Origin of the sequence: Flavobacterium sp. LC2016-12 (assembly GCF_015351595.1) — a bacterium.
Classification (GTDB): Bacteria; Bacteroidota; Bacteroidia; order Flavobacteriales; family Flavobacteriaceae; genus Flavobacterium.
On the sequence record NZ_JADKPT010000015.1, the window covers coordinates 1 to 18,458 of the forward strand.

The following is an 18,458-nucleotide window of genomic DNA, read 5'->3' on the forward strand; positions in this document are numbered from 1 at the left end:
GGTTTTTGGTTTTGTAAAATCGGCAGTTATGTGGAAGCCCCGATAGCCATCGGGGGTCGTCGCTTTTCTTTTTAAAAACCCTTCCCGATTTATCGTGAGGGGTTTTTTGTTTTAATTCTGTTTGTGTTTTTTTACCGCAAAGAACGCAAAGGTTGTTTTCTTGTGCGTTTAGGGTTGACTTTATTTAGGTCGTAAAGCTGTTCATTGCGAACTTTGCGTATCTCTTTGTGTTCTTTGCGGTTAAATAGCAGTACGATATAAAAGTTTCTTTTGAAAACGTTACTTCTTATCTAGCCTATTTTGAAGTGTAACCCGTCTATCGCAAAAGATACAAAGGACAGCCCGACCCGGAGGGAAACGCCCAGATTCTCGAATTAACTTTCCTGGGCTATTCTGATCTTAAATTTTATATATTTGTTGTGTTATCACTATTGCCCAAAACTTCAATAAACACAAAAAATGAAAAATATTTTTCGTACAGAAGATTGTCATGAATTCGAAAACAGAATTAATCACCTTACATCGGAATCAAAAGCACTTTGGGGTAAAATGAGTGTTGCTCAAATGCTGGCTCATTGCAATGTCACATATGAAATGGTATATGAAGATATTCACCCGAAACCTAATATTTTTATGAAACTTATTTTAAAAGTATTAGTTAAAAAGAATGTAGTTAACGAAACTCCCTATCCTCGAAATAATCAGACTGCACCACAGTTTATTATTAAGGATAACAGGAATTTTGATATAGAAAAAGAGAGACTGATTTCTTATCTCAATAAAACTCAGGCTTTAGGTGAGAATGAATTTGAAGGCAAAGAATCTCACTCTTTTGGAAAATTAAGCGCATTGGAATGGAATAATATGTTTGCTAAACATCTGAATCATCACTTAAATCAATTTGGAGTGTAAGTTTAAAAAGTTAATTATGAATAGATTAATTGTAGTTTTTTTCCTGTTTTTCGGATTATGCTCAAATGCACAACAACAGGAAGTTCAGAAAACCATAGAATACTTTTTTGAGGGATTTCATCAAAAAGATACAACTAAATTAAAGTCGGTTTGTGCTGATACTATTATTCTTCAGTCGATAAGTGAAAGTGTGATAAAGGGCAATAAATTATCTGACGAGACTGCCAAAGAATTTTATAAATCCATCGCTTCAATTCCGTCAAGCATGAAATTTCAAGAGAAAATTTTAAGCTATACTATTCAAATTGATGGAACGATGGCGCATGTTTGGGCACCTTATGAATTTTATCTAAATGATAAATTAAGTCATACCGGTGTCAATACTTTTACTTTATTTAAGGAAAAAGATTCCTGGAAAATTATTTACCTCATTGATACTAGAAGGAAATAATCTTGTATTATGCCACATAAGTTGCATAATAAAGACAAATATCTGCGAGTACACATTCCTCACATTTTGGTTTTGGTCTGCAGGTTTCTCTTCCTAAAAAAGATATCGCCATTCCAATTTCGGACCAAATTGATTTTGGCAGCACTTGCATAAGTTCTTTTTCAACTTTAATCCCATCCTTAAATTCTTTTATAATTCCGATTCTTGGAGCTACTCTAATCACATGAAGATCAGCTATTATTCCTTCTGCTGGCTTATGGGTTTCTCTTAATATGACATTTGCTGATTTCCTGCCAATTCCTTTAAGGCTCGTTAATTCCTTCATATTTAAAGAAATATTTTTGTCTTCTTTAAGTGTTTTTGCAATTTCTAAAATCCATTGTGTTTTTGTTGGATAATTTCGAACTTTACTGAGGTAAGGTATTAAAGTTTCAGAATCTGTCTGTGACAAACTTTTTAGAGTGGGAAATCTTTCAAATAAAGATGGGGCAATTTTATTAATATTGGCATCTGAATCTTGTGCTGATAAAATTACCATGACCATCAACTGATAGGTATTTTGATATTCAAGAGGATGTCTCTTTCCTTTGTATTTTTCCAGAATGGGCTGAAGTTTCAATTCCCAATCTGATGTTTCTCCAAATAAATTCATGTTGTATTTCTTTAGATTTAAATAGAAAGTATATAACTCTCACAAAATTAGCTACTTTTAATGAAACTGATGATTTTATTTATCACATTTTGATTTCCTAAAATTTTTCTGTGTCCTAAACCATCAGTTAAAAATAGTAATCCCTTTTCTAAGTTTTTATGAATATGAATTCCTGCTTTTACCGAAACTTCCGGGTCATCATTATCATGTATTACTAAAATTGGAATTTGTACTTTTTGAGCCGCTTTATAAGCTGAAAAATCATCCATTTTAACCTCGTATTTTTCTTCAAAATAATCACGGAGCTTTATACTCATTTCGGGTTTTAAGCCTAATTTAGAAGTAAATTCATCGAGAATATCCTGGACAATATCACCACTTCCGATTATAATCGCTTTTTCCACTTTTAGACCATCTTTAATAGCATTCAAAACTGACATTCCTCCCAGAGAATGACCAATTGCAATGTCAAAAGGGCCAAATTGTTTTTCAATTTCTAATATTGAATGAATGAATTCGGACATTATAGTTGTTGTTCCTTGTGACTTACCATGCGCTGGAGCATCAAAACTAATAATAGAATATCCAACTTTTAGTAATGAATCTGCTATTTTGAATAATTGTGTACCTCTGCCTGACCAACCATGAACTAACAATATTTTTTGCTCACTTGTTCCATATTCATATGTGATTATATTTTTTCCAATAGCAGCAACATTGATTGTCTTTTTGATACTTTTAGTATCCATCTCAAGCTCTCGTTTGGGAACTTTATGTTTTATAGGAGTTGTAAATAGTTTTGCAGCATAGGTTGTTGCTAATTTAGTGGATATAAAAGCACATAATTTAGCAGATAGAATTATAAGCTGTGGAATTTTTAATGATTTAGTAGGATTAGTTTCCTTTTTTGCCATATTAATAATTTTTTTATGAGGGCTAGATGTTGCTTATTTTTTCCTAAATTTAGGAAACATAAATGTAGTACAATAAATAGATGTTTATAAATTTCTAAAATGGAAATATTTCATATCAGTGCAGAATGTTATCCAATGGCAAAAGTTGGCGGTCTGGCCGATGTTGTTGGAGCTTTACCAAAATATCAGACAAATGCTGGTCATCAGGTTCGAGTAGTTGTTCCTTGTTATGATACAAAGTTTAAAAAGGAAAATGATTTTGAATGCGTTCATTGGGGAAATGTAAAGCTGGGGAATTTCGATTTTCCGTTTAGCGTTTTAAAAGAAACTACGAATAAATTAGGTTACGAACTATATCTGATCGTAATAAAAGAATTATTTGATAGACCAAATGTATATGGATATGAAGATGATATCGAAAGATTCTTATCTTTTCAAATAGCAACTTTGAATTGGATTACCGCCCGTCAAACCGTTCCGAACGTAATTAATTGTCACGATCATCATACGGGATTGATTCCGTTTATGATTAAATATGCCTATAAATATCAAACGTTAAGAAGTATAAAAACTGTTATTACAATTCATAATGGTTTATATCAAGGTTGGTTTGACTTTGATAAATTGCATTATTTACCTGAGTTTGATTTAATTCATGTTGGCTTTTTAGAATGGAATAATTCACTTAATTCATTGGCTGTTGGAGTAAAATGTGCCCATGCTGCTACAACAGTGTCTCCTAGTTATTTGAATGAAATAAATATTGCTGCAAATGGTTTAGAAGATTTATTTAAATCGGTTAGAAGTAAATCCAAAGGAATCTTAAATGGTATTGATTTCGAAGTTTGGGACCCTTCAAAAGATCAAATGATTGCCGGAAATTATACAATCGAAAATTTTCAATCCGGAAAGAAGGCAAATAAAGAAAAGTTGTGCGAGCAGTTTGAATTAGATCCAACAAAACCATTGTTTAGTTTTATAGGACGTTTATTTGAAGAAAAAGGTGGAGATTTATTACCTCAGGCAGCTGCTTTAGCCTTATCTGAAAATTTTGAGAATATCAATATATTGATTTTAGGATCGGGAAATGCTCTAATTGAAGAACAGTTGGTGCAACTCCGAAATGATTATAAAGGAAATTACAATGTTTTTATAGGTTATAATGAGGAATTAGCTCATTTAATATATGCAGGTTCAGATTATATTGTAATGCCTTCAAGAGTAGAACCTTGTGGATTAAATCAAATGTATGCATTACGATATGGCACAGTTCCAATTGTTAGAAGGACTGGGGGGTTACGAGATACGGTAATTGATTTTGGTGACAATGGAAATGGAATTTGCCATGATCAGGCTTCGGTTGGAGATATTTGTTATTCTATAAATCGTGCGGTAAAATTGTACGACGATAAAATAAATTTCAATGAAATTATAAAAAAGGGAATGGCAACAGATCATTCCTGGGAAAGAGTTTGCCAAGAATATATTGAGATATACAACCTAATAATTGAGAAAAATGAAATTTAAAAAGAAAAATGTAGTTGCTATTATTTTAGGAGGAGGACAAGGATCACGTTTGTTTCCATTAACAGAAACAAGATCTAAACCAGCGGTACCAATTGGTGGAAAATACCGATTAGTTGATATTCCTATTTCAAATTGTATAAATTCTGATATTTTTAAAATATTTGTTTTGACACAGTTTAACTCGGCATCATTAAACGCACATATCAAAAACACTTTCAATTTCAGTATTTTCAGTCAATCATTTGTTGATATTTTAGCAGCAGAGCAAACTCCGGATAATCCAACATGGTTCCAGGGAACGGCGGATGCTGTTCGACAATGTATGTCACATTTTTTAAAACATGAATTTGATCATGCTTTGATTTTATCTGGGGATCAATTGTATCAAATGGATTTTAACGAAATGTTGGAAGCGCATATAGCGGCAGATGCAGAAATCTCAATAGCTACTTTACCGGTAAATGCTAAAGATGCACCCGAATTTGGAATTCTTAAAACGAATCACGAAAGTTGTATTGAAGCTTTTATTGAGAAACCTGACGCTTCTTTATTACCTCAATGGGAATCTGATGTAAGTGAGCAAATGCAGGAAAAAGGAAAAAAATATTTGGCCTCAATGGGAATTTATATTTTTAACCGACGATTATTAGAAGACTTAATGGCCGATCCTCATACGAAAGATTTCGGAAAAGAAATTATTCCGCAGGCTGTCGGAAAACATAAAATTCTTAGTTATCAGTATGAAGGATATTGGACAGATATTGGAAATATAGAATCGTTTTTTGAAGCTAATATTGGATTAACAGCTGATATTCCGGAATTTAATCTGTTTGATAATGATAATAAAATTTTTACCAGACCAAGATTACTTCCTCCATCTAAATTTAGAAATTCGATTATCAACCAATCTCTAATTTCTGAAGGATGTATTATCAATGCTAAAGAAATCAAAAGTTCTGTTATTGGAATTCGTTCCAGAATTGGAGCAGGAACTGTACTTGAAAATTGTTATGTAATGGGTAACGATTTTTATCAGGACTTAGATGAACTTAATCACGAAGTAAGTGTCAATAAAATTCATGTTGGAATTGGTGAAAACTGCTTTATTCAAAATGCTCTGGTAGACAAAAATGTACGTATTGGAAACAATGTTCATATTAGTGGAGGTAAGCATTTAGATAATTTTACTAATGAATTATATAGCATCAAAGATGGTATTGTTGTTATTAAAAAAGGTGCCATTTTATCAGATAATTTCAGAATTGAATAAGAATTTTTAAATTAATTATTGCCTTAAAAACCAAATATGTCTAAAGTAATCACGCATTCTCTATTTACTGATTTTGATATCGATTTATTCAAAGCAGGAAAACACTTCAAATTATATGAAAAGTTAGGAGCGCATTTAGTTGAAGTTAATGGAGTAAAAGGTGTTTATTTTGCCGTTTGGGCTCCAACGGCCCAATCCGTTTCTGTTGTAGGTGATTTTAATTATTGGACAGGAAATGAACATCAATTACAAGTGCGCTGGGATTCTTCAGGTATTTGGGAAGGCTTTATTCCTGATATTACAAAAGGTGCATTATACAAGTACAAGATTCAATCAAACATAAATGGAATTGTAACTGAAAAAGCAGATCCATTTGCTTTATATTGTGAAAAGCCGCCTCACACAGCTTCTGTTGTCTGGGATTTAGATTATAAATGGAAAGATGAAAACTGGATGCAATCCCGCCAAAATCATAATGGTTTAGATAAACCTTATTCTGTTTATGAAGTGCATTTAGGTTCCTGGAAACGTGGTGAGCATAATAGATTTTTGACGTACTTAGAGTTAGCAGATGATTTAGTGGATTATGTGAAAGAAACCGGATTTACACACGTAGAATTTATGCCGATTATGGAGTATCCTTATGATCCCTCGTGGGGATATCAGCTGACAGGATATTTTGCACCTACTTCTCGTTTTGGAAAACCGCAAGACTTCATGGTTTTAGTTGATAAACTGCATCAGGCTGGTATTGGCGTAATTTTAGACTGGGTTCCATCTCATTTTCCAGATGATGCACATGGTTTAGGTTTTTTTGATGGATCACATTTATACGAACATCCTGATCGCCGAAAAGGGTATCACCCAGATTGGAAAAGTTTGGTTTTTAATTATGGACGAAATGAAGTTCGTGCATTCTTAATTAGCAATGCGGTTTTTTGGCTAAATCATTATCATGCAGATGGATTACGAGTTGATGCTGTTGCTTCAATGCTTTATCTTGATTATTCGAGAGAAGAAGGCGAGTGGGAACCGAATATTTACGGAGGAAGAGAAAATCTGGATACCATAAGTTTTCTTAAAGAATTTAATGAAGTAATTTATGCTAATTTTAATGGCGTTCAAACTATTGCAGAAGAAAGTACTTCTTTTCCAATGGTTTCAAGACCAACTTTTACAGGAGGTTTGGGTTTTGGAATGAAATGGATGATGGGCTGGATGCACGATACTTTAAAATATTTTCAAAAAGAAACAATTTATAGAAAATACCATCAGAACGACTTAACTTTTTCGATGACATATGCTTTTACGGAAAATTTTATGCTTCCGTTTTCGCATGACGAAGTTGTATATGGTAAAAAATCTATTGCCAATAAAATGCCCGGAGACGAATGGCAGAAATTTGCCAATTTAAGACTTTTATACGGTTACATGTTTACACATCCCGGAACCAAATTACTATTTATGGGTTCTGAGTTCGGACAGAGTGATGAATGGAATTTCGAAAAAAGTTTAGATTGGCATTTACTTCAATATGATTATCATTCTGGTGTAAAAAGAATAATTACAGATTTGAATCAACTATATAAATCTCAACCTGCATTATATGAAAAACAATTTACAGGTGAAGGTTTTGAATGGATCAATTATTCCGATCATCAAAATGCCGTTTTATCTTACATCCGAAAAGGAAATAATGCCAAAGAAAATTTAGTCATTGTGGGGAATTTTACACCAGTTATTCGTGAGAATTATAGAATTGGTATTTCACAAAAAGGTAAATTAATTGAGATTTTCAATACAGATGCTACTATTTATGGTGGAAGCGGCATTGCAAATTCAGGCAATTTAAAAATTGAATCTTCACCTTACGATGGCAGAGATTATTCCGTAGAATTAACATTGCCTCCGTTGAGTGTGACTGTTTATTCGTTTGGATAAAATTTCTGTGTTAATTTTCAGAATATCATTTTGTCATTTTTTGATTCTAATATTACCGAATTGTTGATTTTTTGAGATGTAATTTGTTAGTCAGACAGAAAAAACGTTTTCGTGAATAAACCTCATATTCATAGGGCTTTATGTAGTTTTTTTGTATGTTTGGAATAGCGATATAGTTAGATTAATTAATTTCATTAGCGATATGATTACAAATACATCATTAGAATATAAAGGCGATTTATATCCATCAAAAATTGTCTCGTATGAACATGAGGGCGATTCTATTTTCTTTCATACAGATAATAAAGTAATCTTAAAAGTCACTATTCTTAGAGACAGTTTAATTCGATTTCGTTTCACTACCAAAGGTTATTTCAGTAATGACTTTTCGTATGCAATTGATAAAACTCAGCTTCACGGTTATAATTTTCTGGAACTTACCGAAGAAGAAACTTATTTTTTGATAAGAACCAGTAAAGTAAAATGCAAAATTCAAAAAGCAGATCTTCGTTTATCCATTTATGATTTAAGTGATCTTTTAATTCTGGAAGATGAGCTTGGTTTTCATTGGGAGGAAAGCTATGAATATGGTGGAAATATTGTAAAAATGAGTAAATCTTCTAAAGATGGAGAATGTTTTTACGGTCTTGGTGATAAGGCAACTCAAATGAATCTTAAAGGTAAAAGACTTGAAAATTTTGCTACAGATCAATATGCTTTTCAAAAAGAACAAGATCCATTATACAAAGTAGTTCCTTTTTATATTGGTCTACATAATAAACAATCGTACGGGATATTTTTTGACAATACCTTTAGAACCTTTTTTGATTTTTGCCAGGAAAGACGAAATGTTGCCAGTTTTTGGGCTGAAGGAGGGGAAATGAACTATTATTTCATTTACGGTCCGCAAATGCAGGATGTTGTTACGACTTATACTGACTTAACAGGTAAACCTGAATTACCGCCTTTATGGGTTTTGGGTTATCATCAATGTAAATGGAGTTATTATCCGGAAAGTAAGGTAAAAGAAATTACTTCAAAGTTTAGAGAGCTTAAAATTCCATGTGATGCCATTTATTTGGATATTGATTATATGGAAGGCTTTCGATGTTTTACCTGGAATAAAGAATATTTTCCTGATCCGAAAAAAATGGTGGCTGAATTAGCCGAGGATGGTTTCAAAACAGTTGTCATCATCGATCCCGGAATTAAAATTGATAAAGATTATTGGGTTTATCAGGAAGCTTTAGAAAAAGATTATTTCTGCAAAAGAGCTGATGGACCTTATATGAAAGGTAAAGTTTGGCCGGGAGAATGTAATTTTCCTGATTATACAAATCCCGTAGTTAGAGAATGGTGGGCAGGATTATTTAAAGAATTAATTTCAGATATTGGCGTAAAAGGAGTTTGGAACGATATGAACGAACCTGCCGTGATGGAGGTTCCGAATAAGACTTTCCCAATGGATGTTCGTCACGTTTACGATGGAAATCCTTGTAGTCATAGAAAAGCCCATAATATCTACGGTACACAAATGGCGAGAGCCACGTATCATGGCGTAAAACGCTTTGTATACCCTAAGCGACCTTTTGTTATTACCAGATCTGCTTACTCGGGTGCACAGCGTTATACATCGTCATGGACAGGTGATAATGTCGCCACCTGGGAACATTTATGGATTGCAAATATTCAGGTTCAGAGAATGTGTATTTCAGGAATGGGCTTCACTGGTTCGGATATTGGAGGTTTTGCAGAACAGCCAACAGGAGAATTATATGCACGTTGGATTCAGTTAGGTGTTTTTCATCCTTTCTGCAGAACACATTCTTCAGGCGATCATGGAAATCAGGAACCTTGGGCTTTTGATGAAGATGTGATCGATATTACGAGAAAATTTGTGAGTCTCCGTTATCAATTATTACCTTACTTATATACCATGTTTTGGCAATATATTGAAGAAGGTGTTCCCATGTTAAAACCTCTTGTTTATTATGATCAGGAAGATATTCAAACTCATTATCGTAATGACGAATTTATCTTCGGAAATCAAATTTTAGTTTGTCCTATTCTTGAACCTAATGCTGTAGGTAGACGTATGTATATTCCACGAGGGGAGTGGTATAACTATTGGACTAATGAATTCTCGATAGGAGGAAGAGAAGTTTGGGTTGATACTAAATTTGATGAAATTCCAGTCTTTGTAAAAGCAGGAGCTATTATTCCAAAATACCCGGTTCAGCAATTTGTTGGTGAACTTGAATTTGATGAATTGACACTTGATTTATACTTCAAAATTGGTAAGGAGCAATCTTTTGTATACGAAGATGCGCAAGATGGTTATGACTATAAAAAAGGTCGTTACAGTTATTTATCTTTTAGAACTATAGGAAAAGAAAAAGAACTTATTATTCAGTTACACAAAGAAGGTAAATATGATACGCCATATAGCAAATATAAAATCAACTTAATTGGATTGCCGTTTAAAGTTATGGAAATCGAAATCGATAATGAAAAAGTGGACTTTGATAAAGTTATATTTGAATCAAGTCATGTATTGCTCGTTGATAAAGGTTTTAATGAACTTCATATAATTGGTGAATGATAAAATTATGATATGTTTTAATTTAATTGTGTAAAAATTTCAGAATATAATATTTGTATTTTTACTTTGTATTTTAAAATTTAAGAATAATGAAAAAGTTTTTACCAATAGGGATCTTCGTAGCACTAATAGTTTGCGCATGTGCCACAAATCCAATTACAGGAAAGCAAAATTTAAATTTTGTTTCGAATAGCGAATTATTTCCAACTTCGTTTCAACAATATAATGCTTTTATAGCTGAAAATAAAGTGATAACAGGTACTGCTGACGCTAAGCGAGTTGACCTTGTTGGTAGTAAAATTAAAGCAGCAGCCGAAAGATATTTAACCTATTTAGGTCAAACCCAATATTTGAAAGATTATCGTTGGGAGTATAAACTTGTTGATAATAAAGAGGTAAATGCGTGGTGTTTGCCTGGAGGTAAAATTGTCGTTTATTCCGGAATTTTACCCGTTACACAAAATGAATCAGGATTAGCAACGGTTATGGGACATGAAGTTTCTCACGCATTGGCGAATCATGGAGCACAAAGAATGTCTGCTGCGCAATTACAACAAATCGGAGGTGTAGCTCTAGATGCTGCAACAAGCAATAAGTCTGAATCTACCAGATCAATATTTTCTCAGGCTTACGGAATTGGTTCAGAAGTAGGAGTAATGCTTCCTTTTAGCAGAAGTAATGAAAGTGAGGCTGATAAAATTGGTTTAACATTGATGGCAATTGCAGGTTACAATCCTGATGATGCCATTGCCTTTTGGAGTAGAATGTCTGCGAAATCAGGAGCTGGAGGAACTCCTGAATTTATGAGCACTCACCCTTCTGATGCAACAAGAATTGCTAATTTAAAATCACTTATTCCACAGGCGAAAGAAATAGCTCTTAAAGTTGGAACTATCAGATAACTTTTTACCTTAATAAATAACTAAAGCTATTCTTTCAGAGTAGCTTTTTTTATGTACTCTATTTTTTAAAGTTGTTGATTTAATAATACAGGATTTGAAGAAAATTCATTTGATTATGATAAAAAATAGATAAATTCGTAGCGCATTAACAAAACCATTTCTATGAAAAACCTACAAAAAGGAGATAAAAAATTATTAAATGCCTGGGCATTTTATGATTGGGCAAATTCAGTTTATACACTAACTATTGCTTCTGCAGTATTTCCTATTTTTTACGAAGCCTTATTCTCAAAGGACAATCATTACATTGATGTTTTTGGAATGCATTTAAAAAATACAGCTTTAATTAGTTTTATAACTGCTTTTGCCTTTTTAGTAGTTTCATTTATATCGCCGCTATTGTCAGGAATTGCAGATTATGTGGGGAATAAAAAGTCATTCATGAAATTTTTCTGCTATTTGGGAGCTTTGTCTTGCATGGGATTATATTGGTTTGATCTCGATAATATCTATATCGGATTAGCTTTTTATTTCTTGGGACTGATCGGATATTGGGGAAGCTTGGTTTTTTACAATTCCTATTTGCCGGATATTGCTTTTGAAGACCAACAAGACAGAATTAGTGCAAAAGGATATTCGTTAGGTTATATTGGAAGTGTGATTTTATTGATTATCAACTTAGCCATGATCATGAAGCCAAAACTTTTTGGAATTACCGGCACTGATGGCGAAGCTGCAATAAAAGCAATGAGATATTCTTTTATTATGGTAGGAGTTTGGTGGATTTTATTCAGTCAATATACTTATTATTATTTACCAAAAGGAAGTAAAGAAAATGGCCAAAAATTAACGAATGATGTGATTTTTAACGGTTTTAGAGAATTGAAAAAAGTTTGGGCTTTGTTACAGGATAATATTCCATTAAAAAGATATTTGGGTGGTTTTTTTGTTTCAAGTATGGCGGTACAAACCGTGATGCTTGTAGCTACCTATTTTGGAGCGCAGGAAATTCAATGGTCAACAAAAGAAGAAGGTACGATTGGTTTGATCATTTGTATTTTAATTATACAATTAGTTGCAGTTGTTGGAGCCATTCTTACATCAAGAGCTTCTGCTAAATTTGGAAATATTCCCACTTTAATTGTTATAAATATTATTTGGGCAATATTCTGTGCATTAGCATTTTTTATAACATTGCCAATACATTTTTACGTTATGGCGACCGTTGCAGGATTTGTAATGGGAGGAATTCAGGCTTTATCGCGTTCTACCTATTCAAAATTATTGCCTGAGACAGAAGATACAGCTTCTTTTTTCAGCTTTTATGATGTTGCAGAAAAAATCGGAATTGTAATTGGAATGTGTGTTTACGGAATAATAGATCAAATAACCGGAAGTCCGCGTGCAGCAATTGTAATTTTAGGAGTTTTCTTTGTTACTGCCATTTTCCTATTGAGAAGAGTTCGTAAAAAAGGCGCTATAAATTAATGTAGCGCCTTTGATAGATTATTTTAAAGAAATTTTTTATTTGATTGATGATGATTTTTTTGAATCTCTTCATTAATGAGATTTATCTGTCACAAATAATTATGCTTTTGAAATATTTCCTGAACCAGAAACTTTTACATCTCGTTTCTCAGGATTTCCTGTGTATTTAATATCGCCTGATCCAGAAACTCTCGCTGTTAAACTTTCGCTACAGTTTACTTTACTGTCCCCTGATCCGGAAACATTAACATCAACTTTTTTTGATTTTAGTTCGGCAGCATCGATATCGCCAGAACCAGAAAGTTTTGTTGTAAAGCTATCGGCTGATCCTTTCAAACGTACATTTCCAGAACCACTTAAATTAAGTTCTAAAGTATTTGAATCTACTGCCAGGTTAAAATTTCCTGAACCAGAAAGTCTTGCTAAAAATTTATCATTTTTGATCGCGTCTTTTGATTGAATATCACCAGAGCCAGATAAACTTAGTTCAGAAATTTTCTCAAACGGTACTGTTACCTGAACTTTTTTACCCATACCAGAACGGATATTAGTGTTTTTCTTTACCTGAATTTTAAGTGTGTTATCTTCAACTTCAACCACAATAACATTCAATATGTTTTCTTCACCTTTTATTGTAATTTTACCTTCTTTTCCGGCAACTAAATCAACATCAAAAGAACCGGAAACTTTTATAGCATCGTAATCGGCTGTATTTCTTGTTTGGGTTACTACTTTTCCATTTCCATCAACTCTGTTATTTGAAGATTGTGCATTTGAGACAAAACTTGCTAAAAATGCGCTGCAAACTAATAATTGAACTGCTTTTTTCATTTTTTTGATTTTTTAGGTTTATTGTTTTTTGATGAGTGTTACGTTTCCGTAATTAGAATTTATTGATATTTTATTTTGACCTTTTTTCTTATTGAATCCACTGATTCTTTTGGAAGTATTTTTGCTTTCTGTAACAGATACCTCTAAAGAGTTATCACTTTTAACATTTCCATATTTTGTATTAATATCAAAATCAAAAGCATAGTTTGTATCGTATCCCAAAGAAACATCGGTATAACCCGAAGTGATATTTACATTATTGGCTTTACTTGTTATCGTAGAAACATTTATTTTACTGTAATTCGCATCAACATTTATGCTGTTTGAGATTTCAGCAATGGAAATAGTAAGATAGTTTCCAGAACCCGAAAAGGAATTTAATTTCTGAAATTTTAAAGTTCCGTAGTTACAGTCGTATTTGATATTTTGTCCATCAGAAACAATCAAATCAGTATAATTAGTATCAAGATTCAAATTACCAGAATCATTGATTTTTAAACCTGAATATCGGGCTTCAATTGTTCCGTTTTTAATATAATCAATCGTAGAATTTTGACAATATTCAATCTGAAATCTATTATTAGTATTGTTTAATTTTCCGGCGGTAACTTTTCCATATTTGCAGGTAATATCCGAAGCGCCTTCTAAACTAAGAACGTTAATGTTACCGTATTTATTCATCAGTTTTACAGTTCCGTTTTTTGGAATTTTTATCACATAATTAATCTCAAAACTATTATTGCTCCCTTTGCTTTTTATGGAAGAGCTACCAAGTTTAGTTATAGCGGTAACCATAGATTTCAAAGCAGTAATATCTACATCAATACCGTTTAGTCTTTCATTTACCCAATTTTCATTAGGTCCGGTAACTTTAATTGTGATATCAAAATCAATTTTATCTTCATCCCAGGTTGAGACTGATATGTTTCCATATTTATTGTCGACATCAATTCCTGCATTTGAATTGACGATATAAGTTTTTTTTATGTTTTTTTGTTTTGAAATAAAAGTATCATCATTTGAAAACCCCAAAAAAGGAATTAATATGAATAGAATAAGTATTTTATAATGTTTTTTCATCTGTGGTGTTTTTTAGATTTTCGTTTTCTTCAATTCTTTTTAATACAGTCTGTAAAAATGATATCCTGGTTTGCAGATTGCTGATCATGGCGTAAATTATTTGTTTGTTTTCGCCATTCTTTTGTAATTCATTAATAATTTTTTGATAATCGGCATCAAAAACTTTCATCTGTTTTAATGCGTCATTTATGATTTGTTCGTTTTCCGGCGAACTTTTTTCTTTTAGTTTTACAAGTTCATTGTCGATTAAAATGCTAAAAATTGAATCTGTTCGCTGTGTTTCCTTAGAGGCAAATTTGAATTCTTTTGGCTTTTCATTCTTGTAAAATAATGACACTCCCAACATTAATACAATCGATGCGGCAATAGCAGTTACGAACCAATAATTTTTTCTTTTTGGCTGTTTTTTATTATTTAACTTATTCAAAAAATCTACCTGATGATCAGAATTCATTTCCTCAACATCCCATTGATTTTCAAACTTGCTAAATAATTCATCTAAATTGTCATTTTCCTTTTTCATATCTCCTCTAATTTTTTTCGTAAACTTTCTTTTGCTCTGCTCAATGTTGTTCGGCAATTGGCATAACTAATATTCAAAATTTCGCAAATCTCTTCCTGATCGTAACCTTCGATGTAAAAGAGCGTCAATACCATTCGATAATTATCTTTTAGGCCTGAAATGGTATCTAAAACCTGTTTTACTTTAAGTGAATTCAAGTCAATATTCTCAGAAAAAAAACTATCATTTTCTTCGATTTTATAAAGTGTCTTGCTTAGGTCTTCAACCTGAAAAGCATTATTCTTTTTGTAAAAATCGATACTATAATTGATAATAATTTTTTTTAGCCAGGCGCCAAAAGCTACTTCCTGCTTGTAATCGTTTATTTTTGTAAAAGCTTTCAAGAAACCTTCCTGCATGACGTCTTGTGCAAAATGTTCGTCTTTTACAATCCTGTAAGCTACGTTGTACATGGCTTTACTGTAACGATTGTAAATTTCGAATTGTGCTTTCTGATTGTTAGTTTTACAAAGCGCGATTAATTCTTCGATATTTTGATTGGTTATACTCAAGTAATGGTTGCTAGTTTTATATAAGGACTTTACTTTTTTTGATATGTTACACTTTTCATAAAATTAATTTTATTTTTTTTGAAATAATTAGATTTGCGACTTTAAATTGAATTTCAAAACTGACTCTTTTGCATTTGGCATAATGATTGTCTATTTTTACCGCCTATGTTGTAATTGAAACACTTATTATAGTTTTATTAAAAACCAGAGTATTTGAGACTAAATTTACAACTTGGATTCACTTTTTAATGACAAAACGACTTATATACTATTATGTCAAATCATAAAATACTTACTATTGACAATCTGTCACTTCAAGAATTTGATTCAGAAGCAGAATTAATTCCATTATTAACACCAGAAGACGAAGAGGAAATGAATAACGAAGAGCTTCCGCTTTCGTTACCAATTTTACCTTTACGTAATACTGTTTTATTTCCGGGAGTTGTTATTCCAATTTCTGCCGGAAGAGATAAATCTATTAAACTAATAAATGATGCCAATGCTGGCGGAAAAATTATTGGTGTAGTTTCTCAAATTAATGAAGAAGATGAAGATCCGTCTAAAGATGATATTCATAAAATTGGAACTGTTGCCAGAATTCTTCGTGTTTTAAAAATGCCTGACGGAAACGTTACTGTTATTTTGCAAGGAAAAAAACGTTTTGAAATTGATGAAGTAGTTTCAGAAGAACCTTATATTACTGCAACTATTAAAGAAGTTTCAGAAGAACGTCCTGATGAAAATGACACTGAGTTTACGGCAATCTTAGATTCTGTCAAAGAATTGGCTATTCAGATTATAAAAGAAAGCCCAAATATTCCATCAGAAGCTACATTTGCGATTAAAAACATTGAAAGCCAGTCGTTTTTAATCAATTTTGTTTCTTCTAATATGAATTTATCGGTAAAAGAAAAACAAGGCTTATTATCAATAAATGGACTAAAAGAGCGTGCTTTAGAAACATTGCGTTACATGAATGTGGAACTTCAAAAATTAGAATTGAAGAATGACATTCAGTCAAAAGTTCGTTTTGATTTAGATCAGCAACAGCGTGAATATTTCTTGCACCAACAGATGAAAACCATTCAGGAAGAATTGGGGGGTGTTTCGCAGGAAGAAGAAATGGACGAAATGGGGCAGAAGGCGAAAACCAAAAAATGGGACGAGAAAACGCAGAAACATTTCGAAAAAGAGCTATCTAAAATGCGTAGAATGAATCCGCAATCACCAGATTTTGGAATTCAGCGTAACTATTTAGAGTTATTTTTAGAATTGCCTTGGGGTGAATACTCTAAAGATAAATTTGATTTAAAACATGCACAGAAGATTTTAGATAAAGATCATTTTGGACTTGAAGAAGTAAAGAAAAGAATGATTGAACATTTGGCTGTATTGAAGCTTCGTAACGATATGAAATCGCCAATTATTTGTTTGACAGGACCTCCGGGAGTCGGAAAAACATCTATTGGGCGTTCAGTTGCTGAGGCTCTTGGCCGTGAATATGTACGTATCTCTTTAGGAGGGTTGCGTGACGAAGCAGAAATTCGAGGACACAGAAAAACATATATTGGTGCGATGCCAGGACGTATTATTCAAAGTTTAAAGAAAGCCGGAACCTCAAATCCTGTTTTTATTTTAGATGAAATTGATAAATTGTCAAGCGGTAATAGTGGTGATCCGTCTTCAGCTTTATTAGAAGTTTTAGATCCGGAGCAAAACAATGCTTTTTATGATAATTTCCTTGAAATGGGATTCGATTTGTCTAAAGTAATGTTTATCGCAACTTCAAATAATATGGCTACTATTCAGCCAGCGTTGCGTGACAGAATGGAAGTAATCAAAATGTCAGGCTATACTATTGAAGAAAAAGTAGAAATTGCAAAAAGACATCTTTTTCCAAAACAATTAGAAGCACACGGATTAACATCTAAAGATTTAACCATTGGTAAAAAACAATTAGAGAAAATTGTTGAAGGTTATACACGTGAATCCGGAGTTCGTAATTTAGAAACCAAAATAGCTCAGGTTATCCGTAATGCAGCAAAATCGGTTGCAATGGAAGAGGAGTACAATAAAAAAGTTACAGATGAAGATATTGTAACTGTTTTAGGTGTACCGAGATTAGAGCGTGATAAATATGAAAATAATGATGTTGCCGGCGTAGTTACAGGTTTAGCCTGGACAAGTGTGGGTGGTGATATTTTATTTATTGAATCCTTAATTTCTGAAGGAAAAGGGGCGTTGAGCATTACAGGAAATTTAGGTACTGTAATGAAAGAATCAGCTACTATTGCTTTGGAATATATTAAAGCTAATGCCAAAAAGTTAGGTTTAAATACAGAGTTGTTCCAAAAATACAATATTCATTTACACGTTCCTGAAGGAGCAACACCAAAAGACGGGCCGAGTGCAGGTATTGCGATGCTGACATCTTTAGTTTCTTTATTGACTCAAAAGAAAGTGAAGAAAAACCTGGCAATGACAGGTGAGATAACACTTCGTGGAAAAGTTTTACCTGTTGGAGGAATTAAAGAGAAAATCCTTGCTGCCAAAAGAGCTGGTATTAAGGAAATTATCTTATGTCATGAAAACAAAAACGATATTGATGAAATTAAAGCTGAATATTTAGAGGGTCTTACATTTCATTATGTTAAAGAAATGAGTGAAGTTTTAGCTTTAGCATTAACTGATCAGAACGTTAAAAATGCTAAGACATTGAAATAATTTTCAATTCAATTTCAATATTTAGAATCCCAAAATTCCAAACATCGTGCATTGGAAATTTGGGATTTTTTTATTGGAATATATTTA

At 32.5% G+C, this 18,458-nt stretch carries 15 protein-coding genes; 9 read left to right on the forward strand and 6 right to left on the reverse strand.

Annotated features, from left to right (window positions below):
• Nucleotides 1-459: 459 nt before the first annotated feature.
• A complete protein-coding gene (locus IRZ99_RS18895) occupies nt 460-912 on the forward strand; it encodes a DUF1569 domain-containing protein (protein ID WP_194658788.1) in 453 nt (150 codons plus the stop codon).
• Nucleotides 913-928: 16 nt separating this feature from the next.
• Nucleotides 929-1,363 (forward strand): nuclear transport factor 2 family protein, encoded by a 435-nt coding sequence (locus IRZ99_RS18900; RefSeq protein WP_194658790.1) that lies wholly within the window; start codon nt 929-931, stop codon nt 1,361-1,363.
• Nucleotides 1,364-1,370: 7 nt separating this feature from the next.
• Here the strand turns inward: IRZ99_RS18900 and nth are convergent, their stop codons facing one another.
• On the reverse strand, nt 1,371-2,015 hold the full coding sequence (nth, locus tag IRZ99_RS18905; RefSeq protein ID WP_194658791.1) for an endonuclease III: 645 nt from the start codon (nt 2,013-2,015) through the stop codon (nt 1,371-1,373).
• Between the two features lie 47 nt (nt 2,016-2,062).
• On the reverse strand, nt 2,063-2,929 hold the full coding sequence (locus tag IRZ99_RS18910; protein WP_194658793.1) for an alpha/beta hydrolase: 867 nt from the start codon (nt 2,927-2,929) through the stop codon (nt 2,063-2,065).
• Nucleotides 2,930-3,028: 99 nt separating this feature from the next.
• On the opposite strand from IRZ99_RS18910, the gene IRZ99_RS18915 reads away from it, so the two are divergent.
• The 6 genes from IRZ99_RS18915 to IRZ99_RS18940 all read left to right on the forward strand — a co-directional run bounded on the left by IRZ99_RS18915 (nt 3,029) and on the right by IRZ99_RS18940 (nt 12,659).
• A complete protein-coding gene (locus IRZ99_RS18915) occupies nt 3,029-4,456 on the forward strand; it encodes a glycogen synthase (RefSeq protein ID WP_194658795.1) in 1,428 nt (475 codons plus the stop codon).
• On the forward strand, nt 4,446-5,726 hold the full coding sequence (locus IRZ99_RS18920; protein WP_194658797.1) for a glucose-1-phosphate adenylyltransferase: 1,281 nt from the start codon (nt 4,446-4,448) through the stop codon (nt 5,724-5,726). The genes IRZ99_RS18915 and IRZ99_RS18920 overlap by 11 nt, the downstream gene beginning before the upstream one ends.
• Nucleotides 5,727-5,762: 36 nt before the next feature.
• On the forward strand, nt 5,763-7,667 hold the full coding sequence (gene glgB / locus IRZ99_RS18925; protein ID WP_194658799.1) for a 1,4-alpha-glucan branching protein GlgB: 1,905 nt from the start codon (nt 5,763-5,765) through the stop codon (nt 7,665-7,667).
• A 202-nt stretch (nt 7,668-7,869) separates the two neighbouring features.
• Nucleotides 7,870-10,269 (forward strand): glycoside hydrolase family 31 protein, encoded by a 2,400-nt coding sequence (locus tag IRZ99_RS18930; RefSeq protein ID WP_194658801.1) that lies wholly within the window; start codon nt 7,870-7,872, stop codon nt 10,267-10,269.
• An 89-nt stretch (nt 10,270-10,358) separates the two neighbouring features.
• Nucleotides 10,359-11,171, forward strand: coding sequence for a M48 family metallopeptidase (locus IRZ99_RS18935; RefSeq protein WP_194658803.1), 813 nt, complete (start codon nt 10,359-10,361; stop codon nt 11,169-11,171).
• A gap of 162 nt (nt 11,172-11,333) precedes the next feature.
• Nucleotides 11,334-12,659 (forward strand): MFS transporter, encoded by a 1,326-nt coding sequence (locus IRZ99_RS18940; protein WP_194658804.1) that lies wholly within the window; start codon nt 11,334-11,336, stop codon nt 12,657-12,659.
• A 99-nt stretch (nt 12,660-12,758) separates the two neighbouring features.
• Here the strand turns inward: IRZ99_RS18940 and IRZ99_RS18945 are convergent, their stop codons facing one another.
• Genes IRZ99_RS18945 through IRZ99_RS18960 form a run of 4 tightly spaced genes read right to left on the reverse strand, consistent with a single transcriptional unit; the run spans nt 12,759 to nt 15,644 of the window.
• Nucleotides 12,759-13,490, reverse strand: coding sequence for a head GIN domain-containing protein (locus IRZ99_RS18945; RefSeq protein WP_194658806.1), 732 nt, complete (start codon nt 13,488-13,490; stop codon nt 12,759-12,761).
• 18 nt (nt 13,491-13,508) lie between these two features.
• The gene (locus IRZ99_RS18950; protein ID WP_194658807.1) at nt 13,509-14,570 is read right to left on the reverse strand and encodes a hypothetical protein; all 1,062 of its coding nucleotides are present in this window, start codon (nt 14,568-14,570) and stop codon (nt 13,509-13,511) included.
• Nucleotides 14,554-15,093 carry an anti-sigma factor gene (locus IRZ99_RS18955; protein WP_194658808.1) on the reverse strand — a complete coding sequence of 180 codons (540 nt, stop codon included), beginning with the start codon at nt 15,091-15,093 and terminating at the stop codon, nt 14,554-14,556. Before IRZ99_RS18955 ends, IRZ99_RS18950 begins: the two co-directional genes overlap by 17 nt.
• Nucleotides 15,090-15,644 carry an RNA polymerase sigma factor gene (locus IRZ99_RS18960; RefSeq protein WP_194658809.1) on the reverse strand — a complete coding sequence of 185 codons (555 nt, stop codon included), beginning with the start codon at nt 15,642-15,644 and terminating at the stop codon, nt 15,090-15,092. Before IRZ99_RS18960 ends, IRZ99_RS18955 begins: the two co-directional genes overlap by 4 nt.
• 273 nt (nt 15,645-15,917) lie before the next feature.
• On the opposite strand from IRZ99_RS18960, the gene lon reads away from it, so the two are divergent.
• Complete coding sequence (lon, locus tag IRZ99_RS18965) at nt 15,918-18,371, forward strand: endopeptidase La (RefSeq protein ID WP_194658810.1); 2,454 nt, start codon at nt 15,918-15,920, stop codon at nt 18,369-18,371.
• The last annotated feature ends 87 nt before the right edge of the window (nt 18,372-18,458 follow it).

Bases quoted from the DNA above. Each gene is read 5' to 3' on its own strand.
- IRZ99_RS18915 (WP_194658795.1), top strand. From the start codon at position 3,029: ATGGAAATATTTCATATCAGTGCAGAATGTTATCCAATGGCAAAAGTT.
- IRZ99_RS18945 (WP_194658806.1), bottom strand. From the start codon at position 13,490: ATGAAAAAAGCAGTTCAATTATTAGTTTGCAGCGCATTTTTAGCAAGT.
- IRZ99_RS18895 (WP_194658788.1), top strand. From the start codon at position 460: ATGAAAAATATTTTTCGTACAGAAGATTGTCATGAATTCGAAAACAGA.
- IRZ99_RS18910 (WP_194658793.1), bottom strand. From the start codon at position 2,929: ATGGCAAAAAAGGAAACTAATCCTACTAAATCATTAAAAATTCCACAG.
- IRZ99_RS18950 (WP_194658807.1), bottom strand. From the start codon at position 14,570: ATGAAAAAACATTATAAAATACTTATTCTATTCATATTAATTCCTTTT.
- nth (WP_194658791.1), bottom strand. From the start codon at position 2,015: ATGAATTTATTTGGAGAAACATCAGATTGGGAATTGAAACTTCAGCCC.
- glgB (WP_194658799.1), top strand. From the start codon at position 5,763: ATGTCTAAAGTAATCACGCATTCTCTATTTACTGATTTTGATATCGAT.
- IRZ99_RS18930 (WP_194658801.1), top strand. From the start codon at position 7,870: ATGATTACAAATACATCATTAGAATATAAAGGCGATTTATATCCATCA.
- IRZ99_RS18900 (WP_194658790.1), top strand. From the start codon at position 929: ATGAATAGATTAATTGTAGTTTTTTTCCTGTTTTTCGGATTATGCTCA.
- IRZ99_RS18955 (WP_194658808.1), bottom strand. From the start codon at position 15,093: ATGAAAAAGGAAAATGACAATTTAGATGAATTATTTAGCAAGTTTGAA.
- IRZ99_RS18920 (WP_194658797.1), top strand. From the start codon at position 4,446: ATGAAATTTAAAAAGAAAAATGTAGTTGCTATTATTTTAGGAGGAGGA.
- lon (WP_194658810.1), top strand. From the start codon at position 15,918: ATGTCAAATCATAAAATACTTACTATTGACAATCTGTCACTTCAAGAA.
- IRZ99_RS18935 (WP_194658803.1), top strand. From the start codon at position 10,359: ATGAAAAAGTTTTTACCAATAGGGATCTTCGTAGCACTAATAGTTTGC.
- IRZ99_RS18940 (WP_194658804.1), top strand. From the start codon at position 11,334: ATGAAAAACCTACAAAAAGGAGATAAAAAATTATTAAATGCCTGGGCA.